General features: G+C 71.6%; 7 protein-coding genes. All 7 read right to left on the bottom strand.

From position 1 onward, the window contains the following. Position 1: 1 nt before the first annotated feature. Genes gntD through ACZ4M3_RS04310 form a run of 7 tightly spaced genes read right to left on the bottom strand, consistent with a single transcriptional unit; the run spans position 2 to position 21175 of the window. Positions 2 to 1048, bottom strand: a complete 1047-nt coding sequence (gntD, locus tag ACZ4M3_RS04340) for a guanitoxin biosynthesis L-enduracididine beta-hydroxylase GntD (protein WP_467730034.1) — start codon at positions 1046 to 1048, stop codon at positions 2 to 4. 1 nt (position 1049) lies between these two features. Next, the gene (locus tag ACZ4M3_RS04335) at positions 1050 to 11840 is read right to left on the bottom strand and encodes a non-ribosomal peptide synthetase (RefSeq protein WP_467730032.1); all 10791 of its coding nucleotides are present in this window, start codon (positions 11838 to 11840) and stop codon (positions 1050 to 1052) included. Next, entirely contained in the window at positions 11833 to 15171 is a 3339-nt protein-coding gene (locus ACZ4M3_RS04330) for a non-ribosomal peptide synthetase (protein WP_467730030.1), read from the bottom strand. Before ACZ4M3_RS04330 ends, ACZ4M3_RS04335 begins: the two co-directional genes overlap by 8 nt. Next, positions 15164 to 16354, bottom strand: coding sequence for an argininosuccinate synthase domain-containing protein (locus ACZ4M3_RS04325; protein ID WP_467730028.1), 1191 nt, complete (start codon positions 16352 to 16354; stop codon positions 15164 to 15166). The genes ACZ4M3_RS04330 and ACZ4M3_RS04325 overlap by 8 nt, the downstream gene beginning before the upstream one ends. Then, the gene (locus ACZ4M3_RS04320) at positions 16351 to 17100 is read right to left on the bottom strand and encodes a sulfotransferase-like domain-containing protein (RefSeq protein WP_467730026.1); all 750 of its coding nucleotides are present in this window, start codon (positions 17098 to 17100) and stop codon (positions 16351 to 16353) included. Before ACZ4M3_RS04320 ends, ACZ4M3_RS04325 begins: the two co-directional genes overlap by 4 nt. Then, positions 17097 to 18080 carry an aldo/keto reductase gene (locus tag ACZ4M3_RS04315; protein WP_467730024.1) on the bottom strand — a complete coding sequence of 328 codons (984 nt, stop codon included), beginning with the start codon at positions 18078 to 18080 and terminating at the stop codon, positions 17097 to 17099. The genes ACZ4M3_RS04320 and ACZ4M3_RS04315 overlap by 4 nt, the downstream gene beginning before the upstream one ends. After that, complete coding sequence (locus ACZ4M3_RS04310; RefSeq protein WP_467730022.1) at positions 18080 to 21175, bottom strand: non-ribosomal peptide synthetase; 3096 nt, start codon at positions 21173 to 21175, stop codon at positions 18080 to 18082. The genes ACZ4M3_RS04315 and ACZ4M3_RS04310 overlap by 1 nt, the downstream gene beginning before the upstream one ends. Between the last annotated feature and the right edge of the window lie 43 nt (positions 21176 to 21218).

Below are 21218 nucleotides of genomic sequence, written 5' to 3'. Positions count from 1 at the left end.
GTCACACCATCCACGAGGTCGAGTCGGCGGTGGTCACCCGCTGGCGGCGCAGGTCACGGGTGACGCTCACGCGCTTGAGCCAGCGGTCCCTGCCGTCGTAGCGGGCACGGAACGGCCGGCGGCCGTGCACGCCGCGGAAGTTGTCGAGGAGCAGCACCTCGCCGGGGGCGAGCGCGATGGACTGAAGGCTGCTCTCGACCAGTTCGTAAGCTTCGGCGAGGGCGAGCGCCGCACCCTGGTCGCCGGGTACCGGTGACATGTATGCCGGATCGATCCGCAGGTAGGGCCGATCCTGCGGTCCGAACAGCACGGACACCGGCTCCGGGGCGTTCAGCCGCTGCTCCACGTCCTCGAACTGTCGCGCGAGTTCGTCGGTCACCTGCCGCCCGGGGTTGCGCGCGCTCAGGTGCGAGTCGTCCGGCAGTACGTGGAACCGCGGCTCGAACAGGGCCTGCCGGGCCCCCTCCGAGAGCCGGGCCAGGTCGGGCAGCGCGAACGTCGTACCGACCCGGTCGTCGTTGCGCAGGCACTGCAGGGCGAGATAGTCGCACCGCATCTCGTGGAAGGCGTCCTCGGTGTGCCACAGCAGCTCCGTCGCGCTGCTCGAACCGAGCTGAACGTCCTCGTCCCCGGGAGCGGGAAGGATGTCGTGCACGAGCCGGCCGTTCTGCTGGGTCGTCCAGGCGAACGGCTCGCCGAGCGGCGAGGTCAGCAGCAGGAGCAGCAGTTCGTCGGCCAGCCGCCGGGTGACGGAACGCCACCCGGGCGGCGTCGGGCCGATGGCTTCGTCGTCCACGCGGTAGCCGGTGATCAGCAGCCCGCCGGGCCGCTCCCACAGGCGCATCTCGTCGAGGGCGGCCAGCAGCCGCGGGGGAAGCCTCCGCGCGGCCGTCCGTGCCTCGGTGATGGCCGCCTCGCCGCGGTCCTCGCCGACGAGTGACGCCAGGCCGGCGACCAGCTCGCGAGTCCGGGAGCGTTCCGCTTCGTCCAGTGCGAACCGGGGAAGCGTGTGCGTGTGCTCCGCGCGGTCCAGTGCAGCTAGTGTCATGTCAGTGGTCCTCTCCGGGCCCGGCGGGACCGCAGAGGGTCGCGAGCTCATGGATGGTCTGGTTCTGGAACAGGTCCTTGAGGGAGATGCGGACGCCTGCCCGGGCGGCCCCGGCGATGACCCGGGTGGCGACGAGCGAGTTGCCGCCGAGGTCGAAGAAGTTGTCGTGCACGCCGATGCCCGTCAGCTGCAGCACCTCTGACCACAGACCGGCGAACAAGCGCTCGGCCGGGGTGCTCGGCGCGACCGCCCCCGCCGTGACACCGGGCAGCGGCAGCGCCTCCGTCCTGAGCTTCCCGTTCAGGGTGAGCGGCAGGGCCGGTACGGCGATCACCGCGTCCGGCACGAGGTACTCGGGCAGCAGCCGCGCCAGCTCCTCCCGCAGGGCGCCGCCGAGGTCGGAGACTCCGTCCCGGGCTCCGGGGTCGTTGGCGGTGGGACCCTCGGGCACCGACGGCGGGGCCGGGAAGACCTCGGGTCCGGCGTCCGGCCCGATGACGACGTCGAAGGCGCCCTCCGGGTGGCCGGCCCGCCAGCTGAAGGCCACCGGCAGACTCTGCTCGGCCGCCAACGCGGCCAGTGCGGTCACCGACAGGGGCCCGGGGGCCGCGGCTGACGTGTCCTCACCGAGCAGCTGGGCGGCTCGCCGCGCGGAATCCCGTACCAGGGCATTGGGGACCCGGGTGAGCAGCAGCCGCCCCTCCCGGGCCAGTCGCTCACGGGCGTCCGCCAGGGTGACGGGCCGCCGGGCGCAGTCGTGCCAGTCGGCCGACCCGGTGGGTGCGCAGGCCGCTTCGGACGCCAGCACCACGTCGTACCGGTAGCGGGTCAGCTCGTTGTCGTAGGCCCCCGCCTTCGGTGCGACGGACACCCCCGCAAGTCCGTGCGCGGAGGCGAACTCCTCGAACCAGGCCGGGGAGAGCACCAGTTCCTTCTCCTGTTCGCGGCGCCGCAGGAACTCCTGGTGGAGCACTTTGCGGGAACCGCCCGCCGTCCGCGCGGCGGCCACGTCGAGGTGGAAGGCATCGAGCAGACCCAGGTGGCGGACGTCGCCCACGAACAGCCGGCCGCCCGGGCAGAGCACGCCGAGCGCCGCGGACAGGGCCTCGCGCAGATACGACTCGTCCGGGAAGTACTGCACCACGGAGTTGACGATCACGCAGTCGAACTCCCCCGGGCCGAAACCGGAGAGGTCGGTGGCCTCGCGGTGCATCAGCTCCACGCCGTCGAGGGGGCGCTGATCCAGCCGGGAACGCAGCCCTTCGAGGGTGGTGGCGGAGAAGTCCGTGCCCACGTAGCGCTCGCAGTCCGGCGCCAGCCGCCACAGCAGCAGTCCGGTGCCGACACCGATCTCCAGCACCCGTCGCGGCCGCAGGGCCCGGACCCGGGAGACGGTCTCCTCCACCCAGTCGCGCATCTCCTCCGCGGGCAGCTCCTCACCCGTAAGGCTGCTGGTCCAGCCGGAGATGTCGAAGTCGCTGCTGCGGTCGTTCAGCTCGGCGTGGGTGGTCTGGAACACCGAGCGCCACTTCTCGACACGGTCCCGCGCTGCCGCGTCCTCCTGCCCGGAACCGGCTCCCGCACCTTCCGGCTCCCGGGCAGCGGAGGGGACGACGTACGCGAGCAGGCGCGCAGGGAGACCGTCCTGCCGGTGGGCGATGACGGCGGCCTCGCGGACGCCGGGGAGTGTGGTGAGCGTGGCGGCGATCTCGCCGGGTTCGATGCGGTGGCCGCGGATCTTGACCTGGTCGTCGATGCGCCCGCAGAACTCCAGGACGCCGTCCGGGCGCCAGCGTCCGAGGTCGCCGGTCCGGTAGACGCGCTCGCCGGGGCGGAACGGGTCCTCCACGAAGCGTTCGGCGGTGAGTTCGGGCCGCCCCCAGTAGCCGCGGGCTACTCCGGTGCCGCCGATCCAGAGTTCGCCGGTGACTCCGATGGGGGCGAGGCGGCCTTCGCAGTCCATGACGTACACGCGGGTGCCCGGCAGCGGCCGGCCGATCGCGGGCCGCTCGTCGGCCGTATCCAAGGCGTGGATCGTCACTTCCACGGTGCATTCGGTGGGGCCGTAAAGGTTGAAGAATCGAGTGCCGGGAGTCATGCGCATGGCGGCCCACAGGGCGGGGCTGATCGCCTCGCCGCCCACCATCACCAGACGCGGCGCCGGGCCGGTCTCGCCGTCCTCCACATCAGAGAACAGGCCGATCCCCATCAGGAGTTCGAGCTGCGAGGGCGTAACGCTGAGGACGTCGATCCGCCGCTCGCGCACGAACTCGGCCAGAGCGTGCGTGTCCCGCCGTACGTCGTCGGGCACCAGGTGCAGTTCGTGGCCCCCCGTCATCATCCAGGCGAGCTGGTCGACCGAGGCGTCGAAGCTGAACGGGGCCATGTGCGCCGTCCGGACCGGACCGCCAGCCGCGGATGCGGGCAGCCGCGGACGGTCCGCACCGAGGAACCCGACCAGCGATCCGTGTTCGATCTGGACGCCCTTGGGGGTGCCGGTGGACCCGGAGGTGTAGATGACGTACGCGAGGTCCTGGGGGGCGCCGGGGAGGTCGAGGTTGTGGTCTGGGTGTTCGCCCCAGGGCTCGTCGAGAGCCAGGGTGCGGTGGTCGTGGTGGGCGGTGAGGCGGTTGCGGGTTTCGCGGTCGGTGAGGAGGAGGTGGGGGTCGCTGTCGTTGATCAGGCCGGTGAGCCGGGCGTCGGGGTAGTCGGGGTCGAGCGGGATGTAGGCGGCGCCGGCCTTCCAGACGGCGAGGATGGCCGCGACGGTGGTCATGTCGCGCCGTGTGCACAAGGCGATCCGGGACCCCGGGCCGGCACCCTCGGATACGAGGTGCCGGGCGAGGCGGTTCGCAGTGCTGTTCAGCTCGGCGAACGTCCACGACGCATCGCCGTGGACGAGGGCGACGGCGTCGGGGGTGCGGGCGGCTTGCTGTTCGAAGAGCTGGTGCGCGCGGACCGGTGCCGTGGATAGCGCGGGCGGCACGAACGTGTCGAGGAGCAGGGCCCGTTCGGCTGCGTCGATCACGGGGAGTTCACTGAGGCGCAGGCCCGGGTCGGCGGCGACGGCGTCGAGGACATGGACGAACCGGGTGATGAGCCGCTCGATGGTCGCGGCGTCGAAGAGGTCGGTGCTGTAGTTGATCCAGCCCCAGAGCCGGTCGGCCTCATCCACCATGTCCATCGACACGTCGAACCGGTTGGTCAGCTCCCCGCGCTCGAACCGGGTCACCTCGCATCCGCTGAGGACTACGGCCGGATCGGCCTCGCTCAGTAGCTGGAAGGTGATCTGGACGAGGGGGTTGCGACTGAGGTCCCGTTCGGGCTTGAGCTGTTCGACAAGGTCTTCGAAGGGGAGGTCCTGGTGGGCGTACCCGCCGAGGGCCGTGTCCTTGACCCGGTCGAGGATGTCGGTGAAGGCAGGATCTCCGGAAAGGTCGGTACGCAGGACGAGAGTGTTGACGAAGAAGCCGACGATGCGTTCGGTGTCACCGTGGTTGCGGTTGGCGATCGGGTAGCCGAGCGCGACGTCCGTCTGCCCGCTGAGCCGGGACAGAACGGCGGCGAACGCACCGAAGAGGCACATGAAAAGCGTGGCACGGCCCTCGCGGGCCAGACGCCGCAACCCGTCGGCGGTCGCAGCCGAAACCGAGAACTCCAGGGCCGCCCCGTGGTGGGACTGGACCGGGGGCCGCGGCCGGTCGCCGGGCAGTTCCAGTGGGACCAGGCCGTCCAGGGCGTCCAGCCAGTACGCCCGCTGCGCATCCAGGACCTCACCCTGTAGCCAAGCGCGCTGCCAGACCGCGAAGTCCGCGTACTGCACCGGTAGTTCAGGGAACACGGCCGCTTGCCCGCGTGCGGCAGCGGAGTAGGCGGTAGACAGCTCCGACAGGAACACTCCCGAGGACCAACCGTCCGAGACGATGTGGTGCATCGTCACCAGCAGCAAGCATTCGTCGCCGGGCAGCCGTACGACGGTCACCCGAAGGAGCGGGCCCCGCTCCAGGTCGAACGGCTGCTGGGTCTCCGCCACCGCCTCGTGGCGCGCCTGCTCCTCGTCGGCCGCCTCGACGACGCGAACGGGAACGGGGAGGGAGGGGTGGATGAGCTGCTGCGGGGCGCCGTCGTACTCCGCGAACGTGGTCCGCAGCGATTCGTGACGGCCGACCACCGTGTCAACGGCGGTCTGGAGCGCCTCGACGTCCAGCGGGCCGCGGACCCGGTAACCGTCGGGCATGTTGTAGAAGGCGCTGTCGGGCACCAGCCGGTCCAGGAACCACAGACGCTGCTGGGCGAAGGACAGCGGCAACGGCGCCCCGCGCTCGACGCGCACGATCTGGCGGGCGGCCCTGCTGTTGCCCGGGGAAGCCTCGCCCATGTGTGCCTCAACGGCCTCGGCGAGGCGTTCGAGGACGGGGGCTTCGAAGACGGTGCGGAGCGGGATCCGGATGCCCAGGCGGGTTTCCAGTCGGGACACGACCTGGGTGACCAGGAGGGAGTGCCCGCCAAGGGCGAAGAAGTCGTCGTTGACTCCGACACGGGCACAACCGAGCACCTCGCACCAGATCGCGGCGAGCGCCTCCTCGGTCGCCGTACGCGGGGCCACGAACTTCTCGTCCGGACCCGCGTCGTCGGCCGTGGGCACCGGAAGCGCGCTCCGGTCGAGCTTGTCGTTGGCGTTCAGCGGCAGCCTGTCGAGCAGGACCACCGCGGCGGGCACCATGAACTCGGGAAGGCGCTCGGCGGCGAACCGCCGGACCGCCGCCGCGTCCAGGTCCTCCGCGCCCGACGGCACGACGTACGCGAGGAGGCGCGCAGGGAGACCGTCCCGCTGGTGGGCGATGACGGCGGCCTCGCGGACGCCGGTGTGCTCGGCAAGGGCCGCCGCGATCTCGCCGGGTTCGATGCGGTGGCCGCGGATCTTGACCTGGTCGTCGATGCGCCCGCAGAACTCAAGGACGCCGTCCGCGCGCCAGCGCCCGAGGTCCCCCGACCGGTAGACGCGCTCGCCCGGACGGAACGGATCCTCCACGAAGCGTTCGGCGGTGAGTTCGGGCCGCCCCCAGTAGCCGCGGGCTACTCCGGTGCCGCCGATCCAGAGTTCCCCGGTGACTCCGATGGGGGCGAGGCGGCCTTCGCAGTCCATGACGTACACGCGGGTGCCCGGCAGCGGCCGGCCGATCGCGGGCCGCTCGTCTGCCGACTCCAGCGGCTGCACGGTGGCATCCACGGTGCATTCGGTGGGGCCGTAGAGGTTGAAGAAACGGGTGCCGGGAGTCATGCGCATGGCGGCCCACAGGGCGGGGCTGATCGCCTCGCCGCCCACCATCACCAGACGTGGTCCGGGACCGCGGCCGGCCTCGTCCCGCCCGGCGAACAGGCCGAGTGCCATCAGGAGTTCCAGCTGCGACGCGGTGGAATCCATGACGTCGAGAGCCTGCGAGCGCAGGTGCGCGGCAAGAGCTTCCGGATCCCGCCGGACGAGGTCGGCGATCAGGTGCAGCTCGTGACCGCTCAACAGCCAGGAGAGCTGCTCGACCGAGGCGTCGAAGCTGAAGGGGGCCGTGTGCGCCACCCGCAGCCGGGTGCCCGTGAGGGAGGGCTCGGACACCCCGAAGGACGCCTGCAGGGCGGCCGTCAGATGGGCAACCGATCCGTGTTCGATCTGGACGCCCTTGGGGGTGCCGGTGGATCCGGAGGTGTAGATGACGTACGCGAGGTCCTGGGGGGCGCCGGGGAGGTCGAGGTTGTGGTCTGGGTGTTCGCCCCAGGGCTCGTCGAGAGCCAGGGTGCGGTGGTCGTGGTGGGCGGTGAGGCGGTTGCGGGTTTCACGGTCGGTGAGGAGGAGGTGGGGGTCGCTGTCGTTGATCAGGCCGGTGAGCCGGGCGTCGGGGTAGTCGGGGTCGAGCGGGATGTAGGCGGCGCCGGCCTTCCAGACGGCGAGGATGGCCGCGACGGTGGTCATGTCGCGCCGTGTGCACAAGGCGACCCGGGACCCCGGGCCGGCACCCTCGGATACGAGGTGCCGGGCGAGGCGGTTCGCGGTGCTGTTCAGCTCGGCGAACGTCCACGACGCATCGCCGTGGACGAGGGCGACGGCGTCGGGGGTGCGGGCGGCTTGCTGTTCGAAGAGCTGGTGCGCGCGGACCGGTGCCGTGGGCAGCGCGGACGGCACGAACGTGTCGAGGAGCAGGGCCCGTTCGGCCGCGTCGATCACGGGGAGTTCACTGAGGCGCAGGCCCGGGTCGGCGGCGACGGCGTCGAGGACATGGACGAACCGGGTGATGAGCCGCTCGATGGTCGCGGCGTCGAAGAGGTCGGTGCTGTAGTTGATCCAGCCCCAGAGCCGGTCGGCCTCATCCACCATGTCCATCGACACGTCGAACTGGGAGACGGTGTTGCCGGTGTCCAGGCGCCGCATGTCGAGCCCGCCGCCGAAGCCCGCGTCCGGAATGCTGTTGAGCAGCTGGAAGGTGATCTGGACGAGGGGGTTGCGACTGAGGTCCCGTTCGGGCTTGAGCTGTTCGACAAGGTCTTCGAAGGGGAGGTCCTGGTGGGCGTACCCGCCGAGGGCCGTGTCCTTGACCCGGTCGAGGATGTCGGTGAAGGCAGGATCTCCGGAAAGGTCGGTACGCAGGACGAGAGTGTTGACGAAAAAGCCGACGATGCGTTCGGTGTCACCGTGGTTGCGGTTGGCGATCGGGTAGCCGAGCGCGACGTCCGTCTGCCCGCTGAGCCGGGACAGAACGGCGGCGAACGCACCGAAGAGGCACATGAAAAGCGTGGCACGGCCCTCGCGGGCCAGACGCCGCAACCCGTCGGCGGTCGCAGCCGAAACCGAGAACTCCAGGGCCGCCCCGTGGTGGGACTGGACCGGGGGCCGCGGCCGGTCGCCGGGCAGTTCCAGCGGGACCAGGCCGTCCAGGGCGTCCAGCCAGTACGCCCGCTGCGCATCCAGGACCTCACCCTGCAGCCAAGCGCGCTGCCAGACCGCGAAGTCCGCGTACTGGAGTGACAGTTCGGGGAGACCGTGCGCAACGCCGGCCACGGTCGCGTCGTAGGCGGTGGCGAGCTCGTCCCACAGCACACCGGTGGACCAGCCGTCCGAGACGATGTGGTGCAGAGTGAGCAGCAGCAGCGACTCGTCCGCCGAGAGCCGTACCACGAGGACGCGCAGCAGCGGTCCCCGTTCGAGATCGAACGGCTGCTGCACCTCGGCCGCCGTGATCACACCCGCCTGCTCCTCGTCGGCCGCCTCGACGACGCGAACGGGAACGGGGAGGGAGGGGTGGATGAGCTGCTGCGGGGCGCCGTCGTACTCCGCGAACGTGGTCCGCAGCGATTCGTGACGGCCGACCACCGTGTCAACGGCGGTCTGGAGCGCCTCGACGTCCAGCGGGCCGCGGACCCGGAAGCCGTCGGGCATGTTGTAGAAGGCGCTGTCGGGCACCAGCCGGTCCAGGAACCACAGACGCTGCTGGGCGAAGGAGACCGGCAGGGTGTCCCCCCGGGGCACCGGGACGATCGCCGGCGCCACCGCCGCGCCGGTGCTCTCGCCGCAGAGCCGGTCCACCGCCTGCGCGAGGCGTTCGAGGACGGGGGCTTCGAAGACCGTGCGGAGCGGGATCCGGATGCCCAGGCGGGTTTCCAGTCGGGACACGACCTGGGTGACCAGGAGGGAGTGCCCGCCAAGGGCGAAGAAGTCGTCGTTGACTCCGACACGGGCACAACCGAGCACCTCGCACCAGATCGCGGCGAGCACCTCCTCGGTCGCCGTACGCGGAGCCACGAACTCCTCGGCGGCGACGGCCTCACCCGCCGCCGGCACGGGAAGCGCGGCCTTGTCGACCTTGTCGTTGGCGTTCAGCGGCAGCCGGTCGAGCAGGACCACCGCGGCGGGCACCATGAACTCGGGAAGGCGCCCGGCGGCGAACCGCCGGACCGCCGCCGCGTCCAGGTCCTCCGCGCCCGACGGCACGACGTAGGCCAGCAACCGGATTGACTCCGCGCCGTCGCGATGTGCGATGACGGCGGCCTCGCTCACGGCGGGGTGTTCGGTGAGGACCGCCGCGATCTCACCCGGCTCGATGCGGTAGCCGCGGATCTTGACCTGGTCGTCGATGCGCCCGCAGAACTCCAGGACGCCGTCCGCGCGCCAGCGCCCGAGGTCCCCCGACCGGTAGGCGCGCTCGCCCGGACGGAACGGGTCCTCCACGAAGCGTTCGGCGGTGAGTTCGGGCCGCCCCCAGTAGCCGGAGGCCAGGCCGATGCCGCCGATCCAGAGTTCGCCCTCGGCCCCGAAGGGCGCGAGGCGGCCCTCGGCGTCCATCACGTACACCCACATGTGGCTGACGGGACGGCCGAGGGGCACGGACGCGTCGTCCTCTCCGATCTCCGTGACCAGCCCCGCGACGGAGAACGTCGTCGTCTCGCTCGGGCCGTAGACGTTCAGCATGCGGCCGGGCGGGCGACGCAGCACCGAGGCGACCGCCACCGGATCGGCCGCCTCTCCGCCGAACAGCAGCGTCCGCAGCCCGGCGAATACGTCCGGGGTCTCCCGGACGAGTACGCCGAGCAGGGACGAGGGGACGTTCATGACGGTCACCCCGTGCACGGCGATGTGTTCGCGCAGCGCGGGTCCCGACAGCAGCACCTCCTTCGGCACTCCGACGACCAGGGCACCGTTGCACAGCGCCCCCCATACCTCGAAGGTCGCCACGTCGAAGGAGGCATTGGACGCCTGCCCCAGGACGTCGTCAGCGCCGAGCCGTACGAAGTCGGCCTGCCAGACCAGGCCCATGACCGCGCGGTGCGAGATGCAGACTCCCTTGGGCCTGCCGGTCGACCCGGAGGTGTAGATGACGTACAGCATGTCGTCCGGGTCGTTGCGGACCCCGGGATCGAGGGCCGGCTGGTCCGCGGCGGCGTCGAGCGGCACGAGGACGTACGAACCGCGGGGCAGCACGTGCGCGACCGACGGTTCGAACAGCACGGCTTGGACCTCGGCGTCGTCCAGCATGTACGCCAGTCGCTCGGCCGGGTTGGCCGGATCCAGCGGGACGTACGCGGCGCCCGTCCGCACGATGGCCAGCATGCCCGCGACCAGTTCCACGGACCGCGGGGTGCACAGGCCGACCCGTGAGCCGGGGCCGATGCCCCGGGAGGTCAGTCGCTGCGCGAGCCTGTTCGCCCACGCGTCCAACTCCCCGTACGTCAGGGTGCGCCCGTTGAAGGAGGCGGCCGGCCGGTCCGGGGTGGTGCGGGCCCAGCGGGCGAAAGCGGCCGTGACGGGCTCCTGCGGCCAGGGGGCGGGCTCCGCGGCCGAAAGGCCCAACAGCTGCCGCTGCTCCTCCTCGCCGAGGACGTCCACGCTGCCGAGCCGGTCCCTCGGACGGGTGACGATCGCCCGCAGCATCCGCTCGAAGCGGTCCGCGAGGAGACGTACGGTGCTCTCGTCGAACAGGTCGGTGCTGTACTCGATCTCGACGCCGAGGTGGTCGGCCGCCTCGGTGAAGATGAACGTCAGGTCGAACTTGGCGATGTCGAGGTCGACGGGCTCCACCGTGACGCTCAGCTCACCCAGCGACGCCGAGGGGGCCTGGCCGGCGCCCTGCGTGCTGATCATGATCTGGAAGAGCGGATTACGGTTGAGCTCACGCGGGATCCGCAGCTCCTCCACGAGGCGGTCGAACGGCAGGGCCTGGTGCGAGGAGCCCTCGATCACCGCTCCCCGGGCACGCTGGACGAGCGTGTCCAGACACGGATCGTCACCGGTCTCGATCCGCATCACGAGGGTGTTGACGAAGAAGCCGATGAGATCCTCGGTCTGGGTGCGGGTCCTCCCCGCCACCGCCGCGCCGAACACCTGGTCACCGGGGCCGCTGTGGACGTGCAGCATGCCCGCGAGCGCCGCGACCAGCAGCATGTGAACGGTCGCGCCGTTGACCCGGGCGCAGTGCGCGGCCCGTTCGGCGAGTTCCCCGTCCCAGGTCAGCCGGATCCGGGAACCCGCGCCGCTGAGCACCGGGGGCCGCGGCCGGTCCGTGGGGAACTCCACGACCGGCACGTCGGCCAGCCGCTCCGTCCAGTAGTCCAGATGACGGGTCAGGCTGTCGCTCCGCACGCGCTGCCGCTCCCATACGGCGTAGTCGCCGTACTGCAGGGCCAGCGGGGCCAGCGGTGACGGAGCCTCCTCGGCGAACGCCGAGTAGAGGGCGTCGAGCTCGGCGAACAGGATCCGGAAGGACCAGGCGTCGGAGACGATGTGGTGCAAGGTCAGGAGCAGGACGTGCTCCTCCTCGCGGAGGCGGAGCAGCTCCGCCCGCAGCAACGGCCCGGCCGCCAGGTCGAAGGCCCGTGCGGCACCGTCCCGCGCCCTCCGCGCGGCCTCGCGGTCCCGGTCGGGATCCGGCAGCCCGCTCAGGTCGGTGACCGGCAGGGGCAGCGCCGCCGGATCGCCGACGACCTGCAGCGGCACCCCGTCGGAGGAGGCGAAGGTCGTCCGAAGGATCTCGTGCCGGGCGACGATCTCGCTCAACGCGGCCCGGAGCGCCGGTACGTCGAGGCCGCCGCGGATCCGGAAGGCGAACGGGATGCTGTACGTGGCCCGGCCCGGGTTCCACTGGTCGAGGAACCACAGCCGGCTCTGGGCGAAGGACGCGGGCAGTCCCGTGATGGCTGCGGGGCGGGGCTGGATCCGCTCCTCGGAGGCCCGCTTGCGGGCCGCGGCCCGCATCCGGCGTTCGACGAGTCGCTGCCGGGCCTCGGCCGGGTCGATGGTGATGTCAGTCATTTCCGGGCTCCTCGTCCCCGTCGCCGAGCAGCGCGGCGACCTCTTCGTCGGTCAAGTCGGCCACCTCTGCCTCGTAGGACCGGCGTTCGTCCTCGACGGCCCGGTCGGCCTCGGACCGCGCCTCGTCGATGAGGCGCGCGAGCTCGCCCATGGAGCCGGCGCTGTAGACGGCCTGCAGATCGACCTCCGCAGCGAAGGTGGAGCGGATCCGGGCCGCCAGCTGCGTGGCCTGGAGCGAATTGCCCCCGAGGTCGAAGAAGTTGTCGAGTACGCCGACCTCGGCCGCCGGCAGCAGGCCGCCGACGATCTGGTCCACGAGCAGACGTTCCGTCTCCGAGCGCGGTTCCACGTACGCGACCTCCCGCTCCGCGCCCGGCGCAGGCACGGTCAGGCGCCGGTGGTCCACCTTGCCGCTGGAGGTCAGCGGCATCGCGTCCAGCCATACGAACTGCGAGGGGATCATGTGCGCGGCGAGCGAAGCCCCCAGGTGGGCGCGCAGCGCCGCGGTGTCGACCGCGCCGTCCGCCACCACATGGGCGACGAGCCGGGCGTCGGCTCCCTGGCCGACGAGTTCGACCACGGTCTGCCTGACGGCCGGATGCGCCCCGAGCACGGCCTCGATCTCGCCGAGCTCGATCCGCAGCCCGCGCATCTTCACCTGCCGGTCCAGGCGGCCGAGGAACACCAGTTCACCGTCCCGGCGCTGCCGTACCAGGTCGCCCGTGCGGTACATGCGCTCGCCCTGCCCGCCGAACGGATTGCGGGGGAAGCGCTCACCCGTCAGCTCGGGGCGGTTGAGGTAACCGCGGGCCAGGCCGGCTCCCGCCAGGTGCAGCTCGCCGGGGACACCGGCGGGCTGCGGGTTGCCGTACTGGTCGAGCACGTACGCCTGGTAGTTGCCGATGGGGCGGCCGATGGGCGGGGACGTGTCGTACTGTCCCTGGCACTCGTGGACGACACAGGTCACGGTGGCCTCGGTCGGGCCGTAGCCGTTGAAGAAGCGTCGGCCGGGCAGGTTCCAGGCGTTCACCAGGGAGCTGGGGAACGCCTCGCCGCCGACGAACACGATGCGCAGTGAGGCGAACTGGTCGGCGGGCAGCAGCGCCATGACGGCCGGAGCCATGTCCATGACGGTGATCCCGTAGCGCTGAATGAACGCGCCGACCCGGTCCGGGGCCAGCAGGGTCTCGCGGGAGGCCATGCAGAGAGTACCGCCGGACACGAGCGTCGCGAAGATCTCGAACACGGACACGTCGAAGGTGGGGTTGGCGAACTGAAGCATCCGGTCGTCGGGGCCGAGCGAGAACAGCCGGGTGATCTGGGTGACGAAGTTGACGGCCGCGGCGTGTTCCACCACGACGCCCTTGGGGCTGCCGGTGGATCCGGACGTGTAGATGACGTACGCGGCGTCGGACGGGCCGTGCGTCGGGGCGGCCTGCGCCGGGGTCTGCCCGCGGCCGTCCGTCAACGGCGCCAGCACCGGCAGTTCCGGAGGCAGTCCGAGGTCGTGGCCGGGCGCGGCGATCACAGCCGTCGCACCGGTGTCGGCGAGCAGCGCGGCCCGCCGGCCGGGCGGGTCGTTCGGGTCCAGCGGCAGATAGGCGGCGCCGGCGCGAAGGATGCCGAGCAGGGCCACCACCAGGGCGGGCGAACGGTCCAGGCAGACGGCCACGATCCGCCCGGGACCACCGAGGCCGCCCAGCCGGGCGGCGAGAGCGGCCGCCTGCGCGTCGAGCTGTCCGTACGTGAGGGCGGAGCCGTCCATCACCACCGCCGGGTGGTCGGGCTGGGCCGCCGCCCGACGTGCCACCAGCGCGTCCAGTGTGGTGTCCGCGGGGAACTCGCGCGCAGTCGCGTTGAACTCACCGACCAGCAGGCGGTGTTCCTCGTCGGTCAGGATCGGCAGCTCGCGGACGAGGCCGTCGCGGCCCGTGAGCACCGCGCGCAGCAGGGTTTCGAAGTGACCGAACATGCGGTCGATGCGGTCGCCGTCCCACAGCTCGGTGGAGTAGTCCGCCCAGAGGTGGTAGCCGGACGGACGCTCCTCCACGTTGAACGCGAGATCGAAGCGGGAGGTACCGGAGTCGACCGGCAGTTCCTCGACCTCCAGGCCGGGAAGCCGGAACCCCGCACCCGTCGCGCTCTGCAACGCGAACGACACCTGGAACAGCGGGTTGCGGGAGCGGTCGCGCTCCGGGCGCAGCTCCTCCACGAGCCGCTCGAACGGCACGTGCTGGTGCTCCTCGGCGCCGAGCACCCACTCCTTCACGTGGGACAGCACCTCGACGAAGGTCATGTCCCCCCGCACCGGAGTCCGCATCACCAGCATGTTCGCGAACATGCCGATCAACGGCTCGACCTCGCTGCGGGTGCGTCCCGCGAACGGGGCGGCGACCACCACGTCCTCCTGCGCGGTGTAGCGGTGCATCAGGATCTGGAAGGCCGCCAGCGCGGTCATGAACAGGGTGGCGCCCTGCTCGCGCGACAGCCGCTCCAGGGCGGGCACCAGCTCCGGGTCGAGCCGGTACTCACGCCGCTCGCCGGCGTACGGGGGATGGTCCGGCCGGGGGCGGTCCGTCGGCAGTTCCAGTGTGGGGAGGTCCGCCAGCCTGGCACTCCACCAGTCGAGCTGCCGGGCCGCGGCGGCGCCGCCCGTCCACGCGTGCTGCCAGAGCGCGAAGTCGCCGTACTGCACAGGAAGCGGATCCAGCTCTGGCGTCCCACCCGCCCTGAAGGTCCCGTACAGCTCGGACAGTTCGCCGCTCAGCACACCCAGCGACCATCCGTCCAAGGCGATGTGATGACCGGTCAGCAACAGCAGGTGTTCGTCCTGCGCGCACCGCAGCAGCGCGGCGCGGATCAGCGGATCGGTCTCGAGGTCGAACGGCGCGGCGGCCTCGGTGCGGGCCAACCGCTCGGCCTCCCGCACCCGGGCGGCGTGGGAGAGGCGGCCGAGGTCGCGTACGGGCAGCGGGAGCTCGGCCGGAGCGCGCACGATCTGGACGGGCACGCCGTCCCGCTCGACCAGCCCGGTGCGCAGGATCTCGTGCCGTGCGGCGATCTCGGACAGGGCCCGGCGCAGCGCGGCGACGTCGAGCTCACCGCGCAACCTCAGCAGGAACGGCACGTTGTAGATCGGTTGCCCGGGCGCGAGGCGGTCCAGGAACCACAGCCGCTGCTGCGCGAAGGAGGCCGGGAGCTCGGCCAGAGCCGGATCGCGCCGCGGGATGCGGTCGCCCGCGCCGCCGCCGCGCCGGGCGGCCAGCCGCCCGGCCAGGGCCGCCCGCTGCTCGGCGGTGAGCCGCTCCCGCAGTCCGGTGGATTCAGACACGACTGGTCTCCTGACGCTCGTTGTTCTCCATGACCTGCCACCGGTAGCCGCCGGTCCCGAACCTGGCCTGTCGTGGCACGGCGCTTTCCGCCGGTACGTCGCGCAGCGAGCGGTGGAACACGTTGCCCTTGTAGAGCTCGACCTCGACGGTCCCGGTCGCCGGGGCGACCAGCGCATCGATCTCCTCCCGGGCGGCCACCGCCCCGTCCGAGAACCACCGCCCCCCGTAGAGGTCCGCGCCGAGCGCAGCGGACAGGGCCTGTACCCGGCGGGCGTGTTCGATGGGCAGGGTCGCCTGGTAGAGCCGCTGGGTGCAGCGGCTGAGCAGGTCCAGGCCGGGAGCCTCGTACACGCCCCGGCACTTGGTGCCGTTGAGCCGGTTCTCCAGGACGTCGAGGAAGCCGAGCGCATTGCGGCCGCCCGTCTCGTTCGCCCGCAGCATCACCTCCAGCGCACCGGCCCGGGCACCGTTGACGGCGACCGGCCGGCCGCCGCGCAGCCCGAGGGCGAAGCGCTCCGGTGTCTGCGGGGCGTCCTGCGCCGCCACGCTCAGCACCCGGTGCACCCCGCCGTCGGCCGTCAGACTCTCCAGCTCCGGGCCCTCGTGCGAGAACCCGCCCAGGTTGCCGTCGAGCGACCGGGTCGCCTCGTCGCCCTCCAGGGACAGGCCGTGGGCGGCCGCGTAGGCGGCCAGTTCGGCGCGGCCCGCGAACGTCTCGCCGCACCGCGAGTCCGTCCACGGCGTGAAGACGTGCATCCCCGGCCGCAACGCGGCGACGTACGCGGAGAACCGCCGCTGGTCGTTGCCGCCGTGCACCGATGCGTGCCCGAAGGACCCGATCCCGCGCTCCACCATGAGCGCCGACAGCTCGCTGACCAGGACGGCCCGGGAGGCGCCGGTGGTGTTCCAGTAACCGTCGTCGTAGCGCGCCCCGCAGCGCACGACGTCCAGGCAGAACTCCGCCATCCGCCGGCGCAGGTCCACCACCTCGGTGGACACGCCCGCCCGGCCGAGCTCCCCGGCGATCCGCTCCAGGTCGGCGCGGGGCCGCTGCCCGATGTCCGCGAGGAACCCGTGCACCTCGACACCTTGCTCGGCCAGCCAGACCGCCACGGCACGCGACGGCAGACCCTCGGACACGCTGAATCCGACGCGCTCGCCGGACATGCTGAGTGTGCTCATGAAACGCTGCTCCTGTGGGCGGCGCCGACGCGTACCCGCGCGAGGCGCTCGTAGAACGGCTGGTGGTGGTCCCGGTAGCGGGCGAGGGTCGCGTTGTTGTCGACCGTGTCGGCGTACGTGTTTCCACTGGGCCGAAACGATCCGCTGGAGCTGACGTCCCGGTGCCAGTGCTCGGTGCGCTGCCACTCCCCCCGCGTACCCGGCGACCAGTTCAGGGCCTCCGGCAGATAGGGCAGCCCGACCACCTCGCAGTACGCCGCGACCACGCGCGCGGGGTCGGCGAGCAGGTCGGCCGCGTCGATGACCGCCGGCAGGGAGCCGGTGGCGGTGTGCACCCGGTCGAAGATCCCGGCCTGCAGCTCGTAACCGACCTCTTCGAGGCTCATCCCCGGGTTCATCGCGTAGTGGGAGGCGAGCGCCGCCGCCGGGTCCCGCACGATGAAGGTGTGCGTGATCTCCCGGACCACTCGGTCGTCGAAGTACGGCAGGTACGCGTACTCGGTGGTGTCCTTGAAGAACACCGTGCGGTGCGCACCGAGGGCCAGGACGCGGTCGAAGAGGTCGGCCGGGGTGTACACCCGCACCCCGTCGACATCGAAGTGCCCGACGCTGAGGAGGTTGGACACCGGCTCGTGCAGGACGTACAGGTCCTCGCGCTCCATCATCATGCGGGTGAACGCGGTCGACAGCGACCGGGGAGGTCCCCAGAGCGCGATCACGGCAGGCTGGGCGGACGTACGGTTCACTGTGACCACTCCGTCGGTTCGCGATCCCATCGGTGCTGTTTCAGCTCGGCCGTGAGCTCCGCCGACAGGGGCTTCCCGTCGCTGACGGCCAGGTTGGTGCGGACGTGCTCGCGCGAGCGCATGCCGGGGATGACGGTGCTGACCGCCGGATTGTCGAGGATGAAGCGGAGCGCCATCTCGGGCAGGCTCGTCCCGGGCGGGGTGAGCTCCTTCAGCCGGTCGGCGCGCTCGACGGCCGGAATGAGGTTCTCCGGCACGAAGTAGCTGTTGCGCCAGTCGCCTTCGGGCCAGCTGCTCTCGGCGGTGAGCGTGCCCGTCAGGGTGCCCTCGTCGAAGGGGACCCGCGCGATGACGCCCACGTCGTACTTCGCGCAGGCCGCGAAGAGCTCGTCCTCGGGCGCCTGGTCGAAAATGTTGTAGATCACCTGCACGCTGTCGACGAGCCCGGTCTCCAGCGCCCGCAGCACGTTCCACGGCTCCCAGCGGTTGACGCTGATCCCGACACCGCGGACCAGACCCTGCTCCTTCATCCAGGCGACGTCCCGCTCCCATGCGGGATCGTGGGACCAGGAGTCTTCCCACACGTGGAACTGCATGAGGTCGATCCGGTCGACGCCGAGGTTGCGCAGGCTCTCCTCGGTGTACGCGCGCACGTGCTCGGTGGGGAACACATCGGCCAGCCTCGACGCGCGGGTCGACGGCCAGGCCCGGTCCTTGGGCGGGATCTTCGTCGCCACGGCCAGCTCGTGGCCCGGATTGGCCCGCAGCAGCTCGCCGAGCATCCGCTCGCTGTGGCCGCGGCCGTAGATCCACGCCGTGTCGAAGAACGTGCAGCCGCCGTCGACGGCCGACTGCAGGCTCGCCATGCCCTGCTCGTCGTCGGCGCCGGTCCAGCCGCCCTCGCCGCCGGCGACGCCCCACATGCCGTACCCGACCTCGCTGACTTCGAGGCCGAGCCGGCCCATCCGTCGGTACCGCATCAGTGCACCCCCACCGTTCCGTCGACGACCGGCACCGGCAGGCCCGGCCGTGTTCCCTGCATTCCGTGCACGCGCTCGATGCATCCCGCGGCGCAGCGCTGGACGACCGCCGCGTGATCCCTGTGCGTGATCCCCGCCTCCGCGGCCAGCCGGTCGGCTCGCTCGGTGGTGAACCGCTTCGTCGGATCGCCGAACACCTGGGCCAGGGCGTCCCCGTGCGCCTCCTCCGGGTCCGGCAGCATCGCCCGCAGCCGGAGCGCGTGGTCCCCGCTGCTGCCGAGCGCCCGCCAGAACTCCTCGTACGAGACCTGCGCGACAGGCGACCACTGGCCGAGGGCCCGGAACAGTTCGTCCAGCCCGAAACCCCCCGGACGCAAGGGGTGGTACGTCTCGCCGACGCGTCCCCCGACCACTGCCGCGACGATCAGCCGCGCGATGTGGTCGACCGGGGTGTAGTCCACCGAGACCGAGGTCCGCGGGTGCATGCCGAGGTCGACCGCTGCGCACAGCAGCCCGTCGACCAGCCCGCGTTCGCTCGGCACACCGGTGTCCGAGTGCGGCCCGACCTCGCCGAGCCGGTAGACGGACGAGTCCACCCCGCGCTCGCGTGCGCGCAGGACCAGCCGCTCGGCGACCCACTTCGACTGCGCGTAGCCGTCGGTGGGGACGGCACTCTCCAGCGGCCCGGTGTGCTCGGTCACCGGCATGCCGGCCAGGGCCCCGGCGGGGAAGATCCCCAGTGTGGACACGTGGTGGACGTGCTTGCGGCGCCCGGTGGCGGCCAACCCCAGGATCTCGGCGGTGCCCGACACGTTCGCCGGACGATGGGAGTCGTAACCCAGCAGCAGGTTCACCATGGCCCCGCTGTGCACCACCGTGGCGACCGACGCCGCGAGGTCGGCGTACTCGCCCGGGGAGAGGCCCAGGCGCGGTGCGGACAGGTCGCCCACGAGCGGAACGACCCGTTCGAGCGAGACCGACTCCAGTAGCCCGTACCGGGTCAGCGACTGGGTGATCCGCTCCATGGCGCTGTCGGGGTGCTCGGCGCGGATCAGACAGACCACCCGCTCGCGGGTCCGGGTCAGCAGCTCGTGCAGCAGGTGGGCGCCGATGAAGCCGGTGGCCCCGGTCAGCAGCACGGAACCGGGCGCCCAGGCCGTACCCGGGGCGCGTCTGATGTCCTCGGTCGGCTCAGCGTCCGCCAGCAACTGCCCGACCACCGCCTTCCCGGCCTCGGCCGGCTTGCCGCCGGCCAGCGCCGCCTGCGCCCGGACCGTCGGATGCGCGACGATCTCGCGAACCGAGAGGGTGCGTCCCATGACGGTGCGCAAGGCCGCGGCCAGCCGCTGCGCCGTGAGCGAGTCCCCGCCCAGGTCGAAGAAGCTGGTGGTGGTGCCGATCGCCGTGCTGCCGAGGAGTCCGGCCCAGATGCCGTGGATCCGCCGCTCCAGGTCGTTCGCTGGTGCCGCGTCCGTGCCCGCGCGGGAGAGCTCCGACTCGGCCAGCCCCACGAGGGCCCGCCGGTCGGTCTTGCCGTTCGGCGTCAGGGGGAACTCCGGCAGCGCGATGATCTCCTTGGGCACCGACACGGCGGGCAGCAGCGCGGCCAGGTGCTCGTGCAGCCGCCGCGTGTCCGTGGCGCCGGTAGCGGTACCGGTACCGGTAAGGGCGCTGGACCCGGTCCCGAGGACGAACGCGACGAGTCGCTGCCGGTCCGGCGGCCCCGCGATCACCGCCTTGGCGTCGCGCACCTCGGGGTGCTGGGTGAGAGCCGCCTCGACCTCGGTGAGTTCGATGCGGATCCCGCCCAGCTTGACCTGGTTGTCGCGGCGGCCGATGAAGTGGAGCAGGCCGTTCTCGTCGGTCCGGCCGAGGTCGCCCGTCTTGTACAGCAGCGGCCCGGGGATGCCGGGGAGGGGGTTGCGGACGAACGCCGCTGCGGTCTTCTCCGGATCACCCAGGTAGCCCCGCCCCATGCAGTCGCCACCGATGTGGATCTCGCCCACCGTGCCGGCCGGGACCGGTCGCAGTTCCCCGTCGAGGACGACGGCCGCGGTGTTGTCGATCGCCCGGCCCAGCGGGATCGGATCCTCGTCGCCGACTTCGTGGAACACGGAGCCGATGGAGCACTCCGTGGGACCGTAGGTATTGGTGATGTGGACGCCGGGCATCAGACGGCGGAAGTGCTGAACGGCCTTGGGGGAGATCTCCTCACCGCCGATCAGGATCCGCCGCAGGGAGCCCAGTTCGGCCCGTAGCCGCGGATCCGCGTCGACCAGCGCGACCAGGGTGTTGAAGATCGACGGCACGAAGTCCGTCATGGTCACACCGTGCCTGGCGATCACCCGTACGGTCTCGGCGAGATCGAGGATGCCGTCGCGGACGGGTATGACGACCTTGGACCCGGTGGTCAGGGGCCACAGCAACTGCCAGAGGGAAGAGTCGAAGACGTGCCTGCTGTTCTGCAGGACCACTCCACCGTCCGCCTCGAACCGGCGGGTCATCGTCAGGAACCGGTTCAGCAGGCCCAGGTGGGCGTTGAGCGCGCACTTGGGAACCCCTGTCGAGCCCGAGGTGAAGAAGCCGTAGACGAGGTCCTCGCTGGTGGGGCGCGGTACGTCCGGTGCCGTGGCTCCGGTCCGCAGGCGTCCCGTGTCGACCGGGACCACCGGCCTGCCGAGATCGGCCGAAGGCCCGGCGCGGCCGACGAGGGCGGGCGAGCAGAGGACCACCTTGGGGTCGAGCTGGCGCAGTACCGCATCGAGCCGTGAGGCGGGCCAGGATTCGTCCAGCGGGACGAACGGGGCGGCCAGCTTCATCAGCGCGATCGCGGACACCAGCAAGGCCGGACCGGAGCCCACCAGCATCGGGGTCAGGTCGCCGTGGCCGACACCGGCCGCGGCGAGCTGCGCGGCGAGGTCGTTGGCCTTTCCGTTCAGCTCCTGGTACGTGAGCCGTTCGTCGCCGTACTCGACCGCGATGGCGTCGGGCGCCTCGGAAGCGCGCTCGTGGAACAGTTCGAGGATCGTCGTGTCGGTGCGGTAGGGAACTCGGGTGAATTCCGCCGCCGAGCAAGGGGAATGGGGTTCTTCCAACCCGTTCGGTCGCACACTTCTCCCATCAGGTGACATCAGAGTG

This window comes from Streptomyces sp. NPDC026522 (genome assembly GCF_055567555.1).
The sequence above is the reverse complement of the archived record's forward strand: the minus strand, read 5'-3'. Positions and strand labels throughout refer to the sequence as shown.

Coding starts and splice junctions, on each gene's coding strand:
- gntD (WP_467730034.1), bottom strand. CDS start 1,048: ATGACACTAGCTGCACTGGACCGCGCGGAGCACACGCACACGCTTCCC.
- ACZ4M3_RS04335 (WP_467730032.1), bottom strand. CDS start 11,840: ATGACTGACATCACCATCGACCCGGCCGAGGCCCGGCAGCGACTCGTC.
- ACZ4M3_RS04315 (WP_467730024.1), bottom strand. CDS start 18,080: ATGCGGTACCGACGGATGGGCCGGCTCGGCCTCGAAGTCAGCGAGGTC.
- ACZ4M3_RS04325 (WP_467730028.1), bottom strand. CDS start 16,354: ATGAGCACACTCAGCATGTCCGGCGAGCGCGTCGGATTCAGCGTGTCC.